Annotated in this window: 15 protein-coding genes and 1 tRNA gene; 6 read left to right on the forward strand and 10 right to left on the reverse strand. The window is 71.3% G+C overall.

Features of this window, described 5'->3' with window-relative positions:
- Positions 1–10 precede the first annotated feature (10 nt).
- The 3 genes from ACK8N7_RS18495 to ACK8N7_RS18505 all read right to left on the reverse strand — a co-directional run bounded on the left by ACK8N7_RS18495 (position 11) and on the right by ACK8N7_RS18505 (position 2,993).
- Complete coding sequence (locus ACK8N7_RS18495) at positions 11–1,462, reverse strand: Stp1/IreP family PP2C-type Ser/Thr phosphatase (RefSeq protein WP_403213926.1); 1,452 nt, start codon at positions 1,460–1,462, stop codon at positions 11–13.
- A gap of 135 nt (positions 1,463–1,597) precedes the next feature.
- Entirely contained in the window at positions 1,598–2,116 is a 519-nt protein-coding gene (locus ACK8N7_RS18500) for an FHA domain-containing protein FhaB/FipA (protein ID WP_015609796.1), read from the reverse strand.
- A 10-nt stretch (positions 2,117–2,126) separates the two neighbouring features.
- A complete protein-coding gene (locus ACK8N7_RS18505) occupies positions 2,127–2,993 on the reverse strand; it encodes an FHA domain-containing protein (protein ID WP_031122512.1) in 867 nt (288 codons plus the stop codon).
- 319 nt (positions 2,994–3,312) lie between these two features.
- On the opposite strand from ACK8N7_RS18505, the gene ACK8N7_RS18510 reads away from it, so the two are divergent.
- Both ACK8N7_RS18510 and ACK8N7_RS18515 read left to right on the forward strand, forming a co-directional pair.
- Positions 3,313–3,395 (forward strand) — tRNA-Leu (locus tag ACK8N7_RS18510).
- 316 nt (positions 3,396–3,711) lie between these two features.
- Complete coding sequence (locus ACK8N7_RS18515) at positions 3,712–4,530, forward strand: ScbR family autoregulator-binding transcription factor (protein ID WP_403213574.1); 819 nt, start codon at positions 3,712–3,714, stop codon at positions 4,528–4,530.
- Positions 4,531–4,648: 118 nt separating this feature from the next.
- On the opposite strand, the gene ACK8N7_RS18520 is transcribed toward ACK8N7_RS18515, so the two are convergent.
- A complete protein-coding gene (locus ACK8N7_RS18520; protein WP_500443278.1) occupies positions 4,649–5,260 on the reverse strand; it encodes an FMN-dependent NADH-azoreductase in 612 nt (203 codons plus the stop codon).
- A 135-nt stretch (positions 5,261–5,395) separates the two neighbouring features.
- Here ACK8N7_RS18520 and ACK8N7_RS18525 point away from each other — a divergent pair, with 135 nt between their 5' ends.
- From ACK8N7_RS18525 to ACK8N7_RS18540, 4 genes are all read left to right on the forward strand, one after another.
- The gene (locus ACK8N7_RS18525) at positions 5,396–5,749 is read left to right on the forward strand and encodes a winged helix-turn-helix transcriptional regulator (protein WP_015609792.1); all 354 of its coding nucleotides are present in this window, start codon (positions 5,396–5,398) and stop codon (positions 5,747–5,749) included.
- Between the two features lie 128 nt (positions 5,750–5,877).
- Positions 5,878–7,365 (forward strand): DUF2252 domain-containing protein, encoded by a 1,488-nt coding sequence (locus ACK8N7_RS18530; RefSeq protein WP_403213570.1) that lies wholly within the window; start codon positions 5,878–5,880, stop codon positions 7,363–7,365.
- 77 nt (positions 7,366–7,442) lie between these two features.
- Positions 7,443–8,375, forward strand: a complete 933-nt coding sequence (locus ACK8N7_RS18535; RefSeq protein ID WP_403213568.1) for a J domain-containing protein — start codon at positions 7,443–7,445, stop codon at positions 8,373–8,375.
- A 46-nt stretch (positions 8,376–8,421) separates the two neighbouring features.
- Entirely contained in the window at positions 8,422–8,766 is a 345-nt protein-coding gene (locus ACK8N7_RS18540) for a rhodanese-like domain-containing protein (protein WP_403213566.1), read from the forward strand.
- A 27-nt stretch (positions 8,767–8,793) separates the two neighbouring features.
- Here the strand turns inward: ACK8N7_RS18540 and ACK8N7_RS18545 are convergent, their stop codons facing one another.
- The 6 genes from ACK8N7_RS18545 to paaA all read right to left on the reverse strand — a co-directional run bounded on the left by ACK8N7_RS18545 (position 8,794) and on the right by paaA (position 13,660).
- Complete coding sequence (locus ACK8N7_RS18545; RefSeq protein ID WP_500443281.1) at positions 8,794–9,942, reverse strand: acyl-CoA dehydrogenase family protein; 1,149 nt, start codon at positions 9,940–9,942, stop codon at positions 8,794–8,796.
- Between the two features lie 91 nt (positions 9,943–10,033).
- Entirely contained in the window at positions 10,034–11,092 is a 1,059-nt protein-coding gene (locus ACK8N7_RS18550) for a 2Fe-2S iron-sulfur cluster-binding protein (RefSeq protein ID WP_500443283.1), read from the reverse strand.
- Positions 11,093–11,590 (reverse strand): 1,2-phenylacetyl-CoA epoxidase subunit PaaD, encoded by a 498-nt coding sequence (gene paaD / locus ACK8N7_RS18555; protein ID WP_500443284.1) that lies wholly within the window; start codon positions 11,588–11,590, stop codon positions 11,093–11,095.
- Complete coding sequence (paaC, locus tag ACK8N7_RS18560; RefSeq protein ID WP_500443286.1) at positions 11,584–12,300, reverse strand: 1,2-phenylacetyl-CoA epoxidase subunit PaaC; 717 nt, start codon at positions 12,298–12,300, stop codon at positions 11,584–11,586. Before paaC ends, paaD begins: the two co-directional genes overlap by 7 nt.
- A complete protein-coding gene (gene paaB / locus ACK8N7_RS18565; RefSeq protein ID WP_015609784.1) occupies positions 12,297–12,587 on the reverse strand; it encodes a 1,2-phenylacetyl-CoA epoxidase subunit PaaB in 291 nt (96 codons plus the stop codon). Before paaB ends, paaC begins: the two co-directional genes overlap by 4 nt.
- On the reverse strand, positions 12,584–13,660 hold the full coding sequence (gene paaA / locus ACK8N7_RS18570) for a 1,2-phenylacetyl-CoA epoxidase subunit PaaA (protein WP_403213556.1): 1,077 nt from the start codon (positions 13,658–13,660) through the stop codon (positions 12,584–12,586). Before paaA ends, paaB begins: the two co-directional genes overlap by 4 nt.
- Positions 13,661–13,766 lie beyond the last annotated feature (106 nt).

A 13,766-nucleotide genomic window follows, 5' to 3' on the forward strand; every position in this document is an offset into this window, starting at 1 on the left:
CCCCTACGGCTTACTGCTTACCGCACTGCGGGACCAGCTTCTTCTCTTCCTCCGAGAGGCTGGGGCCGGGAGTGGGAGTCGCTTTGGTCGGCTTGGTCCCCGCGGTGGGCGGAGTGGCGGAAGTCTCGGCCTCGGCCTCGGCCGCGCGGCGCTGCGCGTCCTTCTTGCAGGCCGAAGCCTGGGCGGCGAGTTCGTCGACCTTCTTGCGGGCGTCGGTGATGCTGCCCTCGGCGATCGTGGCCTCGACCTGCTTGCGCTGGTACGGCGGCAGGTACTTGAGCTCGATCTCGGGGTGGTTCTTCTCGACCTCGGAGAGCGAGATCCAGGCGAGGTCCTGGCTGATGCCGCGGAACAGCGCCACGTTCTCGTTCTGCGCGCCGACGTAGAACTGGGTCTGCGTCCAGCGGTAGCCGCCGTAGAGGCCACCGCCGATCACGGCCAGCGCCAGCACGGTGAAGACGGAACGCTTGAGCCATTTACGGCCGCCGCGCGGCTTGGCCAGGTCGTCGTCGGTGTAGGAGTCGTACGAGCCGTCCGGCATGGAGCCGTAGCCGGCGTCGCCGCTGCCGGGCGGGCCGAAGCCGCCCGGCGGGGCCGGGGCGGGGCGGCCGAGACCGGCCGCGCGCCCGGCGGGGGTCTGCATGGCCCCGCCGTCGCTCAGCTGGGCCGCCTGGTTCTCCGCGACCGCGCCGACGACGACCGGGGTGTCGTTGAGCCGGCCGGCCAGGGTGTCGTTGTTGTCGACGTCCAGGACGTCGGCCACGATGCAGGTGATGTTGTCGGGGCCACCGCCGCGCAGAGCCAGCTGGATGAGCTCCTGGATGGTCTCCTGCGGGCCCTGGTAGCTGGCCAGGGTCTCTTCCATCGTCTGGTGGGAGACCACGCCGGAGAGGCCGTCGGAGCAGATCAGGTAGCGGTCACCGGCGCGGACCTCGCGGATGGAGAGGTCCGGCTCGACATGGTCGCCGCTGCCCAGCGCCCGCATCAGCAGGGAGCGCTGCGGGTGGGTGGTGGCCTCTTCCTCGGTGATGCGGCCCTCGTCGACGAGGCGCTGCACCCAGGTGTGGTCCTGGGTGATCTGCGTCAGGACGCCGTCGCGCAGCAGATACGCGCGGGAGTCGCCGACGTGCACCAGGCCGAGCCGCTGGCCGGTCCAGAGCAGGGCGGTGAGCGTGGTGCCCATGCCCTCCAGCTGGGGGTCCTCCTCGACCATGACGCGCAGCTGGTCGTTGGCCTGCTGCACCGCCGTGGCGAGCGAGGTGAGGATGTCCGATCCCGGTACGTCGTCGTCGAGCTGGACGAGCGTCGAGATCACCTCGGAGCTGGCGACCTCACCGGCCGCCTGGCCGCCCATGCCGTCGGCGATGGCGAGAAGGCGCGGGCCGGCATAGCCGGAGTCCTCGTTCCCCTCCCGGATCATGCCCTTGTGCGATCCGGCGGCGAAGCGCAGGGACAGACTCATGCGCACCTGCCCGGTCGACGCCGCGTCGGGGTACAGCCTGTCTGGAGCCACACTGCCCACCCTCCGGTCGGGAACCGGGCAGCGTCCGTCGTCCAGGCCGCCGCGGCTCGCTCGCTCCGCTCGCTCATTGTCGTACTACTTCCGCAGCTCGATGACGGTCTTGCCGATACGGATCGGCGCGCCCAGCGGAACAGGCGTCGGGGTGGTGAGCCGGGTCCGTTCCAGATACGTGCCGTTGGTGGACCCGAGATCCTCAACGATCCACTGTCCGTCCCGGTCCGGATAGATCCTGGCATGCCTGCTGGACGCGTAGTCGTCGTCCAGCACGATCGTTGAATCGTGGGCCCGGCCCAGCGTGATGGTCTGGCCCTGGAGCGCGACCGTGGTGCCCGTGAGGGTGCCTTCGGAGACGACCAGCTTCGTGGGTGCCCCGCGGCGCTGGCGCCCGGGCTGCTGGCGCTGCTGGGGCGGCGCCGCTTGTTGTTGTTGGCGGCCCTGCTGCGGGCGCGCTTCGGCGGCAGTGCGGCGTGAGCCGCGCTGCGTGACGCGCGTTCCGAACAGGTCGCTGCGGATGACCTGGACGGCCACGATGACGAACAGCCACAGAACAGCCAGGAAACCTAGCCGCATGACCGTCAGGGTCAGCTCTGACATTGCCCCCGCTTCACCCTTCGGCTTGCCGGTAAACGATGGTGGTGCTGCCCACGACGATCCGCGAGCCGTCGCGGAGCGTAGCGCGGGTGGTGTGCTGCCCGTCCACCACGATGCCGTTGGTGGACCCGAGATCCTGGATCGTCGAGGGCGTTCCGGTCCGGATCTCACAGTGCCGGCGCGATACGCCGGGGTCGTCGATCCGCACGTCGGCGTCGGTGGATCGTCCCATCACCAGCGTCGGGCGGGAAATCTGATGGCGGGTGCCGTTGATCTCGATCCAGCGCCGCACCTGGGCGTCAGGCAGTGCGCCGGGCCCGGCCGGCGGGCGCCGGTCGCTCGTGGGGGCCGCCGGCCGTCCGCCGCCCGGCGGCGGGGCCGCGGGCATCGGCGGAGGGGCCGCCGGGGGGTAGCCGTAGCCGCCGGGCGCCTGCGGAGCGGCGGGCCGCCCGGGGGCTGGCCGCTGGGGCTGGCCGTGCTGTCCCGGCTGGTCGGACTGTGACGAACTCGACGCCAGGGTGCGGCTGCGCACCCGGTAGAGACCGGTGTCGAGGTCGTCGGCCTTCTCCAGGTGGACCTTGATCGGTCCCATGAAGGTGTAGCGCTGCTGCTTGGCGTAGTCGCGCACCAGGCCGGACAGCTCGTCGCCCAGCTGGCCCGAGTACGGGCTGAGCCGCTCGTAGTCGGGAGTGCTGAGCTCGACGATGAAGTCGTTGGGGACGACGGTCCGCTCGCGGTTCCAGATCGTCGCGTTGTTGTCGCACTCCCGCTGGAGTGCTCCCGCGATCTCCACCGGCTGCACCTCGGACTTGAAGACCTTGGCGAAGGTGCCGTTGACCAGCCCCTCGAGGCGCTGCTCGAAACGCTTCATGACCCCCATGGGGCACCTCCTCCGGTGTCATCGTCCCTGTACTGCTTACTGATCGTATCCACGCGTCGGGAAATCGGCTGGTTCCCCTTCTCTGCCCTGTGGATGAGTGTCACCCCTCACACGGATCGTAGAGGTGGCCTCCTCACAGTGTCCCGCACACGCGATGCTCTCTGGAGGAGTGGGGGCGATGGCTCCGCGTTCCCGTTTCCCCTCCAGGGATCGGCAGAACAACGGATGTGAATCCACCCTGCTCACCGTGCTAATCTTCCGGATGTCGCCAGGCGCTCGCACCACACACACGGTGAGAGGGACTGGAAACACCACTCTTGCGCGAGTGGCGGAACGGCAGACGCGCTGGCTTCAGGTGCCAGTGTCCTTAGGGACGTGGGGGTTCAAATCCCCCCTCGCGCACAACGAGCGGTTGCTTGCAACTGTTCATGTTGATTCGATAGAACCCCCGCTTCGGAGAGATCCGGAGCGGGGGTTCTTCGTTGTTCCGTCGGCTGTGTCGGCGAGGCGGCGGAAGGGTAAACAGGCAGCGCGGTCGGTATGGCCCGTCGGAGGACGAGGCGGGCGTCGGGGTCTCTCCGGTGCGGTTGCTGGAGCGGTTTCCGGACAGACCGATGGTCTGTGGGGCGGCATGCATGCATACGCTGACCGCAGAGGCTGGATCGACGGCTGCTCGGCAGTGAAGGGCTGAGCGCACAGAACGTCCCGGAGGCAGGAAATGGCGAAGCAGGCTCGCGCGGTGCAGACGTGGCGGTCGATCGTGGATGCCGCGGCGAGTGTCTTCGACGACTACGGCTACGAGCGCGCCGCCATCTCGGAGATCCTCCGCCGCGCCAAGGTGACCAAGGGGGCGCTCTACTTCCACTTCGCGTCCAAGGAGGCCATCGCCCAGGCGATCATGGACGAGCAGACCTCCACGGTCGAGTTCGCCCAGGAGGGATCGCCGCTCCAGTCGCTGGTGGACGGCGGCCAGCAGTTCGCCTTCGCCCTGCGCCACAACGCGATGGCGCGTGCCGGTACCCGCCTCTCCATCGAAGGTGTCTTCCTCGGCGGGCCGCACCCCTGGGGCGACTGGATCGATGCGACGGCCCGGATGCTGGAGCTGGGCAAGGAGCGGGGCGAGGTGCTGCCCCATGTCGATCCGATGGTGTCCGCCAAGGTCATCGTGGCTTCGTTCACGGGTATCCAGCTGATATCGGAAGCCGACTCCGGGCGCGCCGATCTGCGGGAGCAGGTGGCCGAGATGTGGCGCCACCTCCTGCCGTCGATCGCCCACCCCGGTGTCATCGCCCACATCAAGCCCGAGGGCCGGGTGGATCTCGCGGCCCAGGCGCGTGAGAAGGCGGAGCAGGCGGAGCGGGAGGCCCGGGAGATCGCCGCTGCGGCGGAGGCGGCCCGTGGGTCCGCGGCAGCCGGTCCGCGGAACGGCGGGAGCGGCCAGCGCGGCGGGGCCGGTCGCGGTACGCGGGACCAGCCCGAGGAGGAAGGCGCCGATGAACCTGCCGGGGCCGGTGCGACGGCCGGCGGACGGATCTGACCGGAGGCTGTGTTTCGTTTCACGTGAAACGTCCGGTTGCTGACAGCGCAAGGCCGCGGAACTCGATCGAGTTCCGCGGCCCTGTTTTCTGTCTTCCGACGTGGTGCTGCCCGTCGGGTCAGGCGGCGAGGCGGGAGGCGAGAGCCTTCGCCTTCTCCCGGGCCTCGTCGAACGCCCTGGCGCGGGAGGCCTCGGCGAGCGGGATCAACTCGGCCATCGCCGGCTGCGAGTGGGCGAGGGTCAGCTCCGGAACGATGAAGTCCACCTCGGCGGAGAACATGCTCGTGAGCAGCTTCTCCAAGTAATTCTGGACAAATTCGAAGCCCTCGCGCGGGGTGCCGGGAGCGTACGAGCCGCCGCGGCTGGCGACGACGGTCACCGGGGTCCCGGCCACGGGGGAGTCCGGTCCCGCGTTGTGCCCGACGATGATCACCTGGTCCAGCCAGGCCTTGAGGGTCGAGGGGATCGTGAAGTTGTACATCGGTGCGCCGATCAGGACGGCGTCCGCCGCTGCCAGCTCCTCCGCGAGCTCCCGGCGCAGCGGGTCGTCCGCGCCCGCCACCACTGCCGCCGCGTCCAGGTGGGGCAGCGGGTCGGCGGCGAGGTCGCGACGGACGACGGTGCCGTCCGGGTTCTGGTCGAGCCAGGCCTGGACGAACGCGGCGGTGACGTCGCGGGACGCGGAGCCCTGGGGAAGGACGGCGGAGTCGAGGTGCAGAAGCGTGGCCATGGGGATCTCCACAGAGAGCGAAGGGGACGGGGAGTCGCCGGATGCCCGAGCGCTGCCCCTTTCCGTACGTAACTACTAATAGCATAGTCACTTACTTTTCGTAAGTGCCCTACTGTGGCGCAGTACTCTAGGGGTATGGCAGATCACAGCGAGCAGACCTGTCGGCGGGTCGATGTGGGCATCAGCCGTGTCTTCGAACTGTTCGGCAAGCGCTGGACCGGGCCGATCGTCTCGGTGCTGCTGCAGAGGCCGGTGCACTTCGCGGAGTTGCGCCGCGCGATTCCCGGGATCAGCGAGCGCATGCTCTCGGACCGGCTGGCCGAGCTCGGGGCGGCCGGTCTGGTGATCCGTGAGGTCGACGAGGGGCCGCCGCTGCGCGTCGCGTACCGCCTCACCGAGGCCGGTGCCGCGATGGAGCCGGCGCTCAAGGAGCTCGGGCAGTGGGCGGACACGTATCTCGCGGAACCGGAGCCGGGTACCGGCTGCTGATCTGCTGGGAGTGGCGGGGGCCGCCGAGGGGCGCTCCGGGGTTGTCCACAGGGGCGGACGGCCGCAGGGCAACGGCGGTACGGTCGTGCTCGGTCCGAGAGCTGACGAGGTGGGGGAGGCGACGCTCCATGGGCGTCAACGAAGGCATGAGCGTTGTCGGAGGCGCGAGCCTCGGCGGAGGCGTGAGTCCCGGCGAGGGAGCGGCGCCGGAGCGGCCGGCGTCTGGGGCGGATCCCCGTATACCCGTCGTGCCCGGGTTCGCCGGGCGCGGGGAGGCGGGTTCCGCCAAGGCCGTGGGCAAGGCGCTCCGCGACCGGGTTCCGCGTTCCGCGCACGGTTCGCTGGTCCTGCCGTCGGGCCGTCCCGACGCGGTGCGGGCCGTCGAGGAGTCCAACCGGGGCCGGGTGCCGGGGCTGGCGCCGATCCGGGTGGGACGGATGGCCGCGTCGCCCTTCGCCTTCCTGCGTGGCTCGGCCGGGCTGATGGCCCACGACCTGACGGGGACCCCGGTCACCGGTGTGGGGGCTCAGCTCTGCGGTGACGCCCATGCCGCCAACTTCGGTCTCTACGGCGACGCCCGGGGCAACCTGGTCATCGACCTCAACGACTTCGACGAGACCGTCTTCGGCCCCTGGGAGTGGGACCTCAAGCGGCTCGCGACCTCGCTCGTCCTGGCGGGCCGGGCCGCCGGGGCGGACGAGGACACCTGCCGCAAGGGCGCCTTCGACACCGTCGGCGCCTACCGGCGCACGATGCGGCTGCTGGCGCGGCTGCCCGCGCTCGACGCCTGGAACGCCATCGCGGACGAGGAGCTCGTCTCGCACACGGACGCCCGCGATCTGGTCGGCACCCTGGAGAGGGTCTCGGAGAAGGCCCGCAGGAACACCAGCGCCCGGTTCGCCGCCCGGTCCACGGAGGACTGCCTCGACGGCGGCCGGCGCTTCGTCGACGCCCTGCCGGTGCTGCGCCGGGTGCCGGACGCGGAGGCCGCGGCGGTCGCGGCCGGGCTCGCCGGCTATCTCTCCACGGTCTCCGAGGACCGGATGCCGCTGCTGGCGCGGTACGCGATCCATGACGTGGCGTTCCGGGTGGTCGGCACCGGCAGCGTCGGGACCCGGTCGTACGTGGTGCTGCTGCTCGACCACCGCGGGGAGCCGCTGGTCCTCCAGGTGAAGGAGGCGCGTCCCTCGGCGCTGGCTCCCCATCTGCCGGACGTCGGCTTCGAGGCGCCCCAGGAGGGGCACGAGGGCCGCCGCGTGGTGCTCGGCCAGAAGCGGATGCAGGTCGTCAGCGACATCCTGCTCGGCTGGACGGACGTGGACGGCAGGCCCTACCAGGTGCGGCAGTTCAGGAACCGTAAGGGCAGCGTGGATCCCGCCGCGCTCACCGTCGAACAGGTCGACGACTACGGCCGGATGACCGGCGCCCTGCTGGCCCGCGCGCACTCCCACAGCGCCGACCCCCGTCTGCTCGCCGGCTACTGCGGCAAGAACGACGAGCTCGACGCGGCGGTGGCCGACTTCGCGGTGACGTACGCCGACCGTACGGAGGCGGACCACGCGGAGCTGGAGCGGGCGATCAAGACGGGCAGGGTGGCCGCCGAGCGCGGTATATGAGGGGGCCGGGGCCCGGGAGTCCGCTCCGCCGGGCCCGGGCGGTACAGGGCGTGCGGCCGTGGCCATACGCTGGACGGGTGACCCACGAAGCCGCCGGGGTGCCTCCCACCCGGAACGATGAAGACCGGCAGGACAACGACCGGCCCGCCGAGCCGCAGACCGTGCCGGAGACGCAGGACGCCGCGGCCTCTCCGGCAGGGGATGCCGGGGAGGCCGGAGTCCCGCACGACGCCGCGCCGCGCCCCGAGGCGCGGCTGGCCAGGGCCGTGCAGGTCGCCGAGCAGGCGCTGATCGAGTTCGAGATCGCGGTGGAGACCTTCCGGGTGGAGGTCGAGAACTTCTCCCGGCTGCACCACCAGAAGCTCGGCCCGATGTACGCGCGCCTCGACGAACTGGACGCGCGGATCGCCGAGGCGCGGGCCGCGAAGACCGGTGACCCCGAGGACCTGCGCAAGGCCAAGGAGGCGCGGGACATCGTCATGCCGATGCCCGGTGTCGACGAGCTCTTCCACGACTGGATGGACTCCGACGGGCTCTCCCCCGAGGCGTCCGCCATGCTCACCGAGCAGCCGGTGCGGCCGCCGAAGCGGGTCAGGCCGAGCGAGGAGGCCCGCAAGCTCTACCGGGAGCTGGCCCGCAAGGCCCACCCGGACCTGGCCCAGGACGAGCCGGAGCGGGAGCGCCGGGACGAGTTCATCACCCGCGTGAACGCCGCCTATGGGCGCGGCGACATCGAGCTGCTCAAGGAGCTGGCGGCGGAGTGGGCGGCGGGCCCGGCCCAGCCGCTCTCCCCGTTGAGCGAGAGCGAGGAGCTCTACGCCCGCCTGGAGTGGCTCAGCAGGCGCAAGGAGCTGCTCACGGTGCTCGCGGGCGAGCTGGAGGAGAGCGCGATCGGCTCGATGCTCCGGATGGCCCCGGACGACCCGGACCAACTGCTGGAGGACATCGGGGACCAGTTGCTGGGCGAGGTGGCCAAGCGTGAGGCCGAGCTCGCGGAGATGGTGCAGTAGCGTTCCCGGTGACTCTGCCGCGTCACTACGAGAGAAGGCATGACCCATGAATTTCGCCCCGCTGCCCTCGATGGACGTCGCGGAGGTGCCGTCGGACGGCCTGATCCTGGACGTCCGCGAGAACGACGAGTGGGCGGCCGGTCATGTCGAGGGTGCGCTGCACATTCCGATGAGCGACTTCGTGGGCCGTTTCGGTGAGCTCACCGAGGCCGCCGGGGACGGCCGGCGCGTCCACGTGATGTGCCGGGTCGGCGGCCGGTCCGCCCAGGTCACGCAGTACCTGGTCCAGCAGGGGATCGACGCCGTGAACATCGACGGCGGCATGCTCTCCTGGGACGGGGCCGGGCGCCCGATGGTCACGGAGAACGGGGCCTCGGCCTTCGTGCTCTGACGTCTGCGCCGGCAGGCTCCTGGCCCGTCAGCTCAGCGGGTGGGCGGCCAGCAGGTCGCCCAGCGCCTCCTCGTGGGCCGCCGCCGGGCCGAGGGAGAGCTCGATCTGCTTCGCCCAGGCGTGGAAGCGGTGCAGCGGGTAGTCGGTGTCCGCGCCGAAGCCGCCGTGCAGGTGCTGGGCGGTCTGCACGATGCGGCGCACCCCGCCGGAGGCCCAGATCTTCGCCACGGCGATGTCACCCGCGGCGGGCAGCGGGCCCCCGGCGCCGGAGGAGATCCGCCAGGCGGCCTGCCAGAGCGTCACCTCCATCGCCCGCAGGTCGATGTACCGGTCGGCGGCCTGCACCGCCACCGCCTGGAAAGTGGCGACGGGGAACCCGAACTGCTCGCGCTTGCCGGTGTATTCGGCGGTCATCGCGAGCACCCGCTCGCCCAGCCCGAGGGCCAGCGCGCAGGTCCCCGTGGTGAGCAGGGCCCGCAGCCGGTCCCAGGCACCGGGTGCGTCGATCAGTTCACGCGCTTCTACGCGTACGGAGTCGAGCCGGACCTCCGCCAGCCGTTCGCCGCTGGTGGAGACCTGGTCCGCGAGGGTGACGCCCTCGCGGGTCGGGTCCACGAGGGCCAGGACGGCCCGGCCCTCGCCGGTGTGGGCGGGCACCGCGATCAGGTCGGCCGCCTGGGCCCAGGGGACCGCCGACTGCACGCCGTCCAGCACCCAGCCCGAAGGAGCTGCCCCGGGGCCCTCCGGCCGTGCGGTGACGGCGAGTTCGGCCGGGTCGTGGCCGGTGCGCCCGTTTGCCCCGGCGGTCAGGATCAGCTCGCCCCTGGCGGCCCGGGGCAGCAGCTCCGCCGCGAGGGCGCTCTCCCCGTACCGCTCGACGGCCATCGCCACCGCGCAGCTCTCCAGCAGCGGGACCCTGGCCAGGACCTTGGCCGACTCGCGCAGGACCAGGCAGAGCGCGACCGGGTCGAGCCCGGCGCCCCCGTACTCCTCGGAGAGCGTGAGGCCCAGCAGGTCCGAACTCGCGAGCTCGCCCCACAGCCGGCGGTCGATGTCCTCGGCCACGGCGCCCGGGGTCAGGGCGGGGCTGGGCACGGCGTCGGGCGTGACGCCGGAGAAGACCGCCCGGGCCGCCTCCACGGCTGCCTGCTGTTCCTCGGTGAAGGTGAAGTCCACTGTTCCGGCCTCCCGTTGGCGGTCCCTGGCGGGCCGTCAAGATAGAACAGGTTCTAGGAGAAGGGAACAGGTTCTACGGGAGGGAACAGCCTCAGCGGTCGAAGTCCAGCTCCACCTCCGGGGTGAGCGGATGCGACTGGCAGGCCAGCACGAAGCCCGCGTCCGTCTCCTCCGGTTCCAGCGCGAAGTTCCGTTCCATCCGGACCTCCCCCGAGACGAGGAACGCCCGGCAGGTCCCGCAGACCCCGCCCTTGCAGGCGTACGGAGCGTCCGAACGGCTCCGCAACACCGTCTCCAGCAGCGATTCCGTCTCCTTCACGGGCCAGCTGCCCGAGCGGCCGTGCAAGGTGGCCGTCAGGGTGGAGTCGGAGGGGGCGGCGACCTTGACCACTGTGACGTCGGACGGGCCGTCGTCGACGTGGAAGATCTCCTGGTGGACCCGGGTCCGGTCGACGCCGAGCGCGCGCAGGGCGCTCTCCGTCCCCCGTACGAGGCCCAGCGGCCCGCACAGGAACCAGCCGGCCACGTCCGCCACCGGAAGCACCGCCGGCAGCAGCGAGGTGAGCCGCTCGGTGTCCAGGCGGCCGGAGGGGAGCCCGGCCGACTGCTCCTCCCGGGAGAGCGCGGTGACCAGCTGGAAGCGGTCCGGGTAGCGGTCCTTGAGGTCGGCCACCTCGTCCAGGAACATCGTGGAGGCCGCCGTGCGGTCGCTGCGGATCAGGCAGAACCGCGCCTTCTCCTCCTTGGCCAGGAGCGTGGCCGCCATCGACAGCACCGGCGTGATCCCGCTGCCGCCGACCACCGCCGCGAAGAGACCCGGACGCGGCTTCAGGACGAAGCGGCCCATCGGAGGCATGGCCTCCACCCGGTCCCCGACGGACAGCTCCTTCAGGGCGTAGGTGGAGAACGCCCCGCCCTCGACCCCGCGGATGCCGACCCGCACCACCGGTGCGGCGGGCTGCTCGGCGGCCGGTGCGCAGATCGAGTAGGAGCGGCGGATCTCCTTGCCGTCCACGCTGTAGCGCACGTTCAGATGCTGGCCGGGGGTGTGGCGGAAGGTCTCGCGCAGCTCGGCCGGCACGGCGAAGGTGACGGCCACCGCATCGTCCGTGATCCGTTCGATCGCGCTGACCCGGAGCGGATGGAACATCTACAACTCCTTGAAGTGGTCGAACGGCTCACGGCAGGCGACGCAGCGGCGGAGGGCCTTGCACGCCGTGGAGGAGAACCGGCTGAGCAGCTCGGTGTCCGTGGAGCCGCAGTGCGGGCAGCGCACCGAGAGCGTCAGGGGCACCGGGCCGCCGTCAGCGCTGTGGGCGCGCGGGGGCGCTATGCCGAACTCGGCGAGCTTGCGGCGCCCTTCGGCGCTGATGTCGTCGGTCGACCAGGCCGGTGCGAGCACCGTGACCACGGAGACCTCCGGCACACCGTGGTCGTGCAGCACCCGCTCGATGTCGGCGGACATGGCCTCGATCGCCGGGCAGCCTGTGTACGTCGGGGTGAGCCGCACGGTCACCCGGCCCGGGCCCTCCACGTCCACGCCCCGCAGGATGCCGAGCTCGGCCAGGGTCAGCACCGGGAGCTCCGGGTCCGGGACGGAACCGGCGAGGGAGCGCAGCTCCGCCTCCAGCGGGGTGTCGGTCACCATGACGCCCCCGGGTGGCTGCGGTGCAGGTGCTGCATCTCGGCGAGCATCCGGCCGAACGGCTCGGTGTGCAGGCCCTGTCGCCCCGCGCCCGCCGCCCAGGCCCCGGCCCGCGGCCCGGTCGGCAGCGTCAGCGTGGCCCGCTCCACGGTGCCGGTGACGGCGGCGAGCCAGGTGCGCTCCAGCTCCTGGTGGTCGAGGCCGGAGCCGGTGTCGTCCAGCCCTTCCACCGGCTGGAACATCTCGTCGGTGAAGCGCCAGAGCGCCTCCAGGCCGGCCTGCATCCGCTCATGGCTCTCGGCGGTGCCGTCCCCGAGCCGCAGCACCCACTGCTCGGCGTGGTCGCGGTGGTAGGCGACCTCCTTGACGGCCTTCGCCGCGAGGTCCGCGAACTCGCCGCCCCCGGCCGCCAGCCGCTCGTACAGCAGGTGCTGGTAGACCGAGAAGTAGAGCTGCCGGGCGATGGTGTGGGCGAAGTCCCCGTTCGGCTGCTCGACCAGTTGGAGGTTGCGGAAGGCCCGCTCCTCGCGGAGATAGGCCAGCTCGTCCTCGTCACCGACGAGGGAGAGCAGCACCCGCGCCTGCCCCAGCAGGTCCAGTGCGATGTTGGCGAGGGCCACGTCCTCCTCCAGGACGGGGGCGTGGCCGGCCCACTCCCCCAGCCGGTGCGAGAGCACCAGCGCGTCGTCGCCGAGGGCGAGGGCCGCGCTCACAGGTGCTTCACCCCGTCCGGGATCTCGTAGAAGGTCGGGTGGCGGTAGGGCTTGTCCCCGGCCGGCTCGAAGAACGAGTCCTTCTCGTCGGGGGAGGAGGCGGTGATCTGTGTGGAGGGGACCACCCAGATCGAGACGCCTTCGGAGCGGCGGGTGTAGAGGTCGCGCGCGTTGCGCAGGGCCATCTCGGCGTCGGGCGCGTGGAGGCTGCCCGCGTGGGTGTGGGACAGCCCGCGCCGGGAGCGCACGAACACCTCCCACAGCGGCCAGTCGGTCGAGCTGCTCATGCCGTCTCCTCCACGTGCGGTGCCTGATGTGCCTGCGGTGCCTGGTGTGCGTGCTGTGCGGACGGGGTGTGCTTGGCGGCGTACGCGGCGGCCGCGTCCCGGACCCAGGCGCCCTCTTCGTGGGCCTTGCGCCGCTGGGTGATCCGCTGTTCGTTGCACGGGCCGTTGCCCTTGAGGACCTCCTGGAACTCCGTCCAGTCGATCGCGCCGAAGTCGTGCTGTCCGCGCTCCTCGTTCCACCGGATGTCGGGGTCCGGCAGGGTGAGGTCCAGCGCCTCGGCCTGGGGCACGCAGATGTCCACGAAGCGCTGCCGCAGCTCGTCGTTGGAGTGCCGCTTGATCTTCCAGGCCATCGACTGCTCGGAATGGGACGACGCGTCGTCGGGCGGGCCGAACATCATCAGGGACGGCCACCACCAGCGGTCCACCGCGTCCTGGGCCATCGCGTGCTGGGCCTCGGTGCCGCGGCTGAGGGCGAGCAGCAGCTCGTAACCCTGGCGCTGGTGGAAGGACTCCTCCTTGCAGATGCGGACCATCGCGCGGGCGTAGGGTCCGTAGGAGCAGCGGCAGAGCGGCACCTGGTTGGTGATGGCCGCGCCGTCCACCAGCCAGCCGATCGCGCCGACATCGGCCCAGGTCAGGGTGGGGTAGTTGAAGATCGACGAATAGCGCTGGCGACCGGCGTGAAGCTTGTCGAGCAGCTCCTCGCGGCTGGTGCCCAGCGTCTCGGCCGCGCTGTAGAGATACAGACCGTGTCCGGCCTCGTCCTGCACCTTGGCCATCAGGATCGCCTTGCGGCGCAGCGAGGGCGCGCGGGTGATCCAGTTGGCCTCGGGCTGCATGCCGATGATTTCCGAGTGGGCGTGCTGGGCCATCTGGCGGACCAGCGTGGCGCGATAGGCCTCGGGCATCCAGTCGCGCGGCTCGATGCGGTCGTCGGCCGCCACGGCCGCGTCGAAGGCCGCGAGGCGTGCCGCGTCCGCCGGGTCCCCGGCCGTGCCCGCCACCGTCCCTGCCGCTTTCGCCGTGCCTGAGGTGCTCTGCGTCTTCTGGTCCGCAGTCACTGCCGCCATCCCGGGCTCCCTACCGACCGATCGTTCGGTTCATTGACTTCAATGGTCGGTCGGAGGCCCGTAGGGTGTCAACCCTGTGGATAACCGAGTGGTGATCGATCGTGAA

This window comes from Streptomyces griseobrunneus, from assembly GCF_046713465.1.
GTDB classification, from domain to species: Bacteria; Actinomycetota; Actinomycetes; order Streptomycetales; family Streptomycetaceae; genus Streptomyces; species Streptomyces microflavus.

What these genes read in the sequence shown, in the direction of transcription:
- ACK8N7_RS18515 (WP_403213574.1), top strand. Translation starts at nt 3,712, where the DNA reads ATGGCGAAGCAGGCTCGCGCGGTGCAGACGTGGCGGTCGATCGTGGAT.
- paaB (WP_015609784.1), bottom strand. Translation starts at nt 12,587, where the DNA reads ATGAGCAGCTCGACCGACTGGCCGCTGTGGGAGGTGTTCGTGCGCTCC.
- ACK8N7_RS18500 (WP_015609796.1), bottom strand. Translation starts at nt 2,116, where the DNA reads ATGTCAGAGCTGACCCTGACGGTCATGCGGCTAGGTTTCCTGGCTGTT.
- paaD (WP_500443284.1), bottom strand. Translation starts at nt 11,590, where the DNA reads ATGGTGACCGACACCCCGCTGGAGGCGGAGCTGCGCTCCCTCGCCGGT.
- ACK8N7_RS18495 (WP_403213926.1), bottom strand. Translation starts at nt 1,462, where the DNA reads ATGAGTCTGTCCCTGCGCTTCGCCGCCGGATCGCACAAGGGCATGATC.
- paaA (WP_403213556.1), bottom strand. Translation starts at nt 13,660, where the DNA reads ATGGCGGCAGTGACTGCGGACCAGAAGACGCAGAGCACCTCAGGCACG.
- ACK8N7_RS18540 (WP_403213566.1), top strand. Translation starts at nt 8,422, where the DNA reads ATGAATTTCGCCCCGCTGCCCTCGATGGACGTCGCGGAGGTGCCGTCG.
- ACK8N7_RS18550 (WP_500443283.1), bottom strand. Translation starts at nt 11,092, where the DNA reads ATGTTCCATCCGCTCCGGGTCAGCGCGATCGAACGGATCACGGACGAT.
- ACK8N7_RS18530 (WP_403213570.1), top strand. Translation starts at nt 5,878, where the DNA reads ATGGGCGTCAACGAAGGCATGAGCGTTGTCGGAGGCGCGAGCCTCGGC.
- ACK8N7_RS18505 (WP_031122512.1), bottom strand. Translation starts at nt 2,993, where the DNA reads ATGGGGGTCATGAAGCGTTTCGAGCAGCGCCTCGAGGGGCTGGTCAAC.
- ACK8N7_RS18525 (WP_015609792.1), top strand. Translation starts at nt 5,396, where the DNA reads ATGGCAGATCACAGCGAGCAGACCTGTCGGCGGGTCGATGTGGGCATC.
- ACK8N7_RS18520 (WP_500443278.1), bottom strand. Translation starts at nt 5,260, where the DNA reads ATGGCCACGCTTCTGCACCTCGACTCCGCCGTCCTTCCCCAGGGCTCC.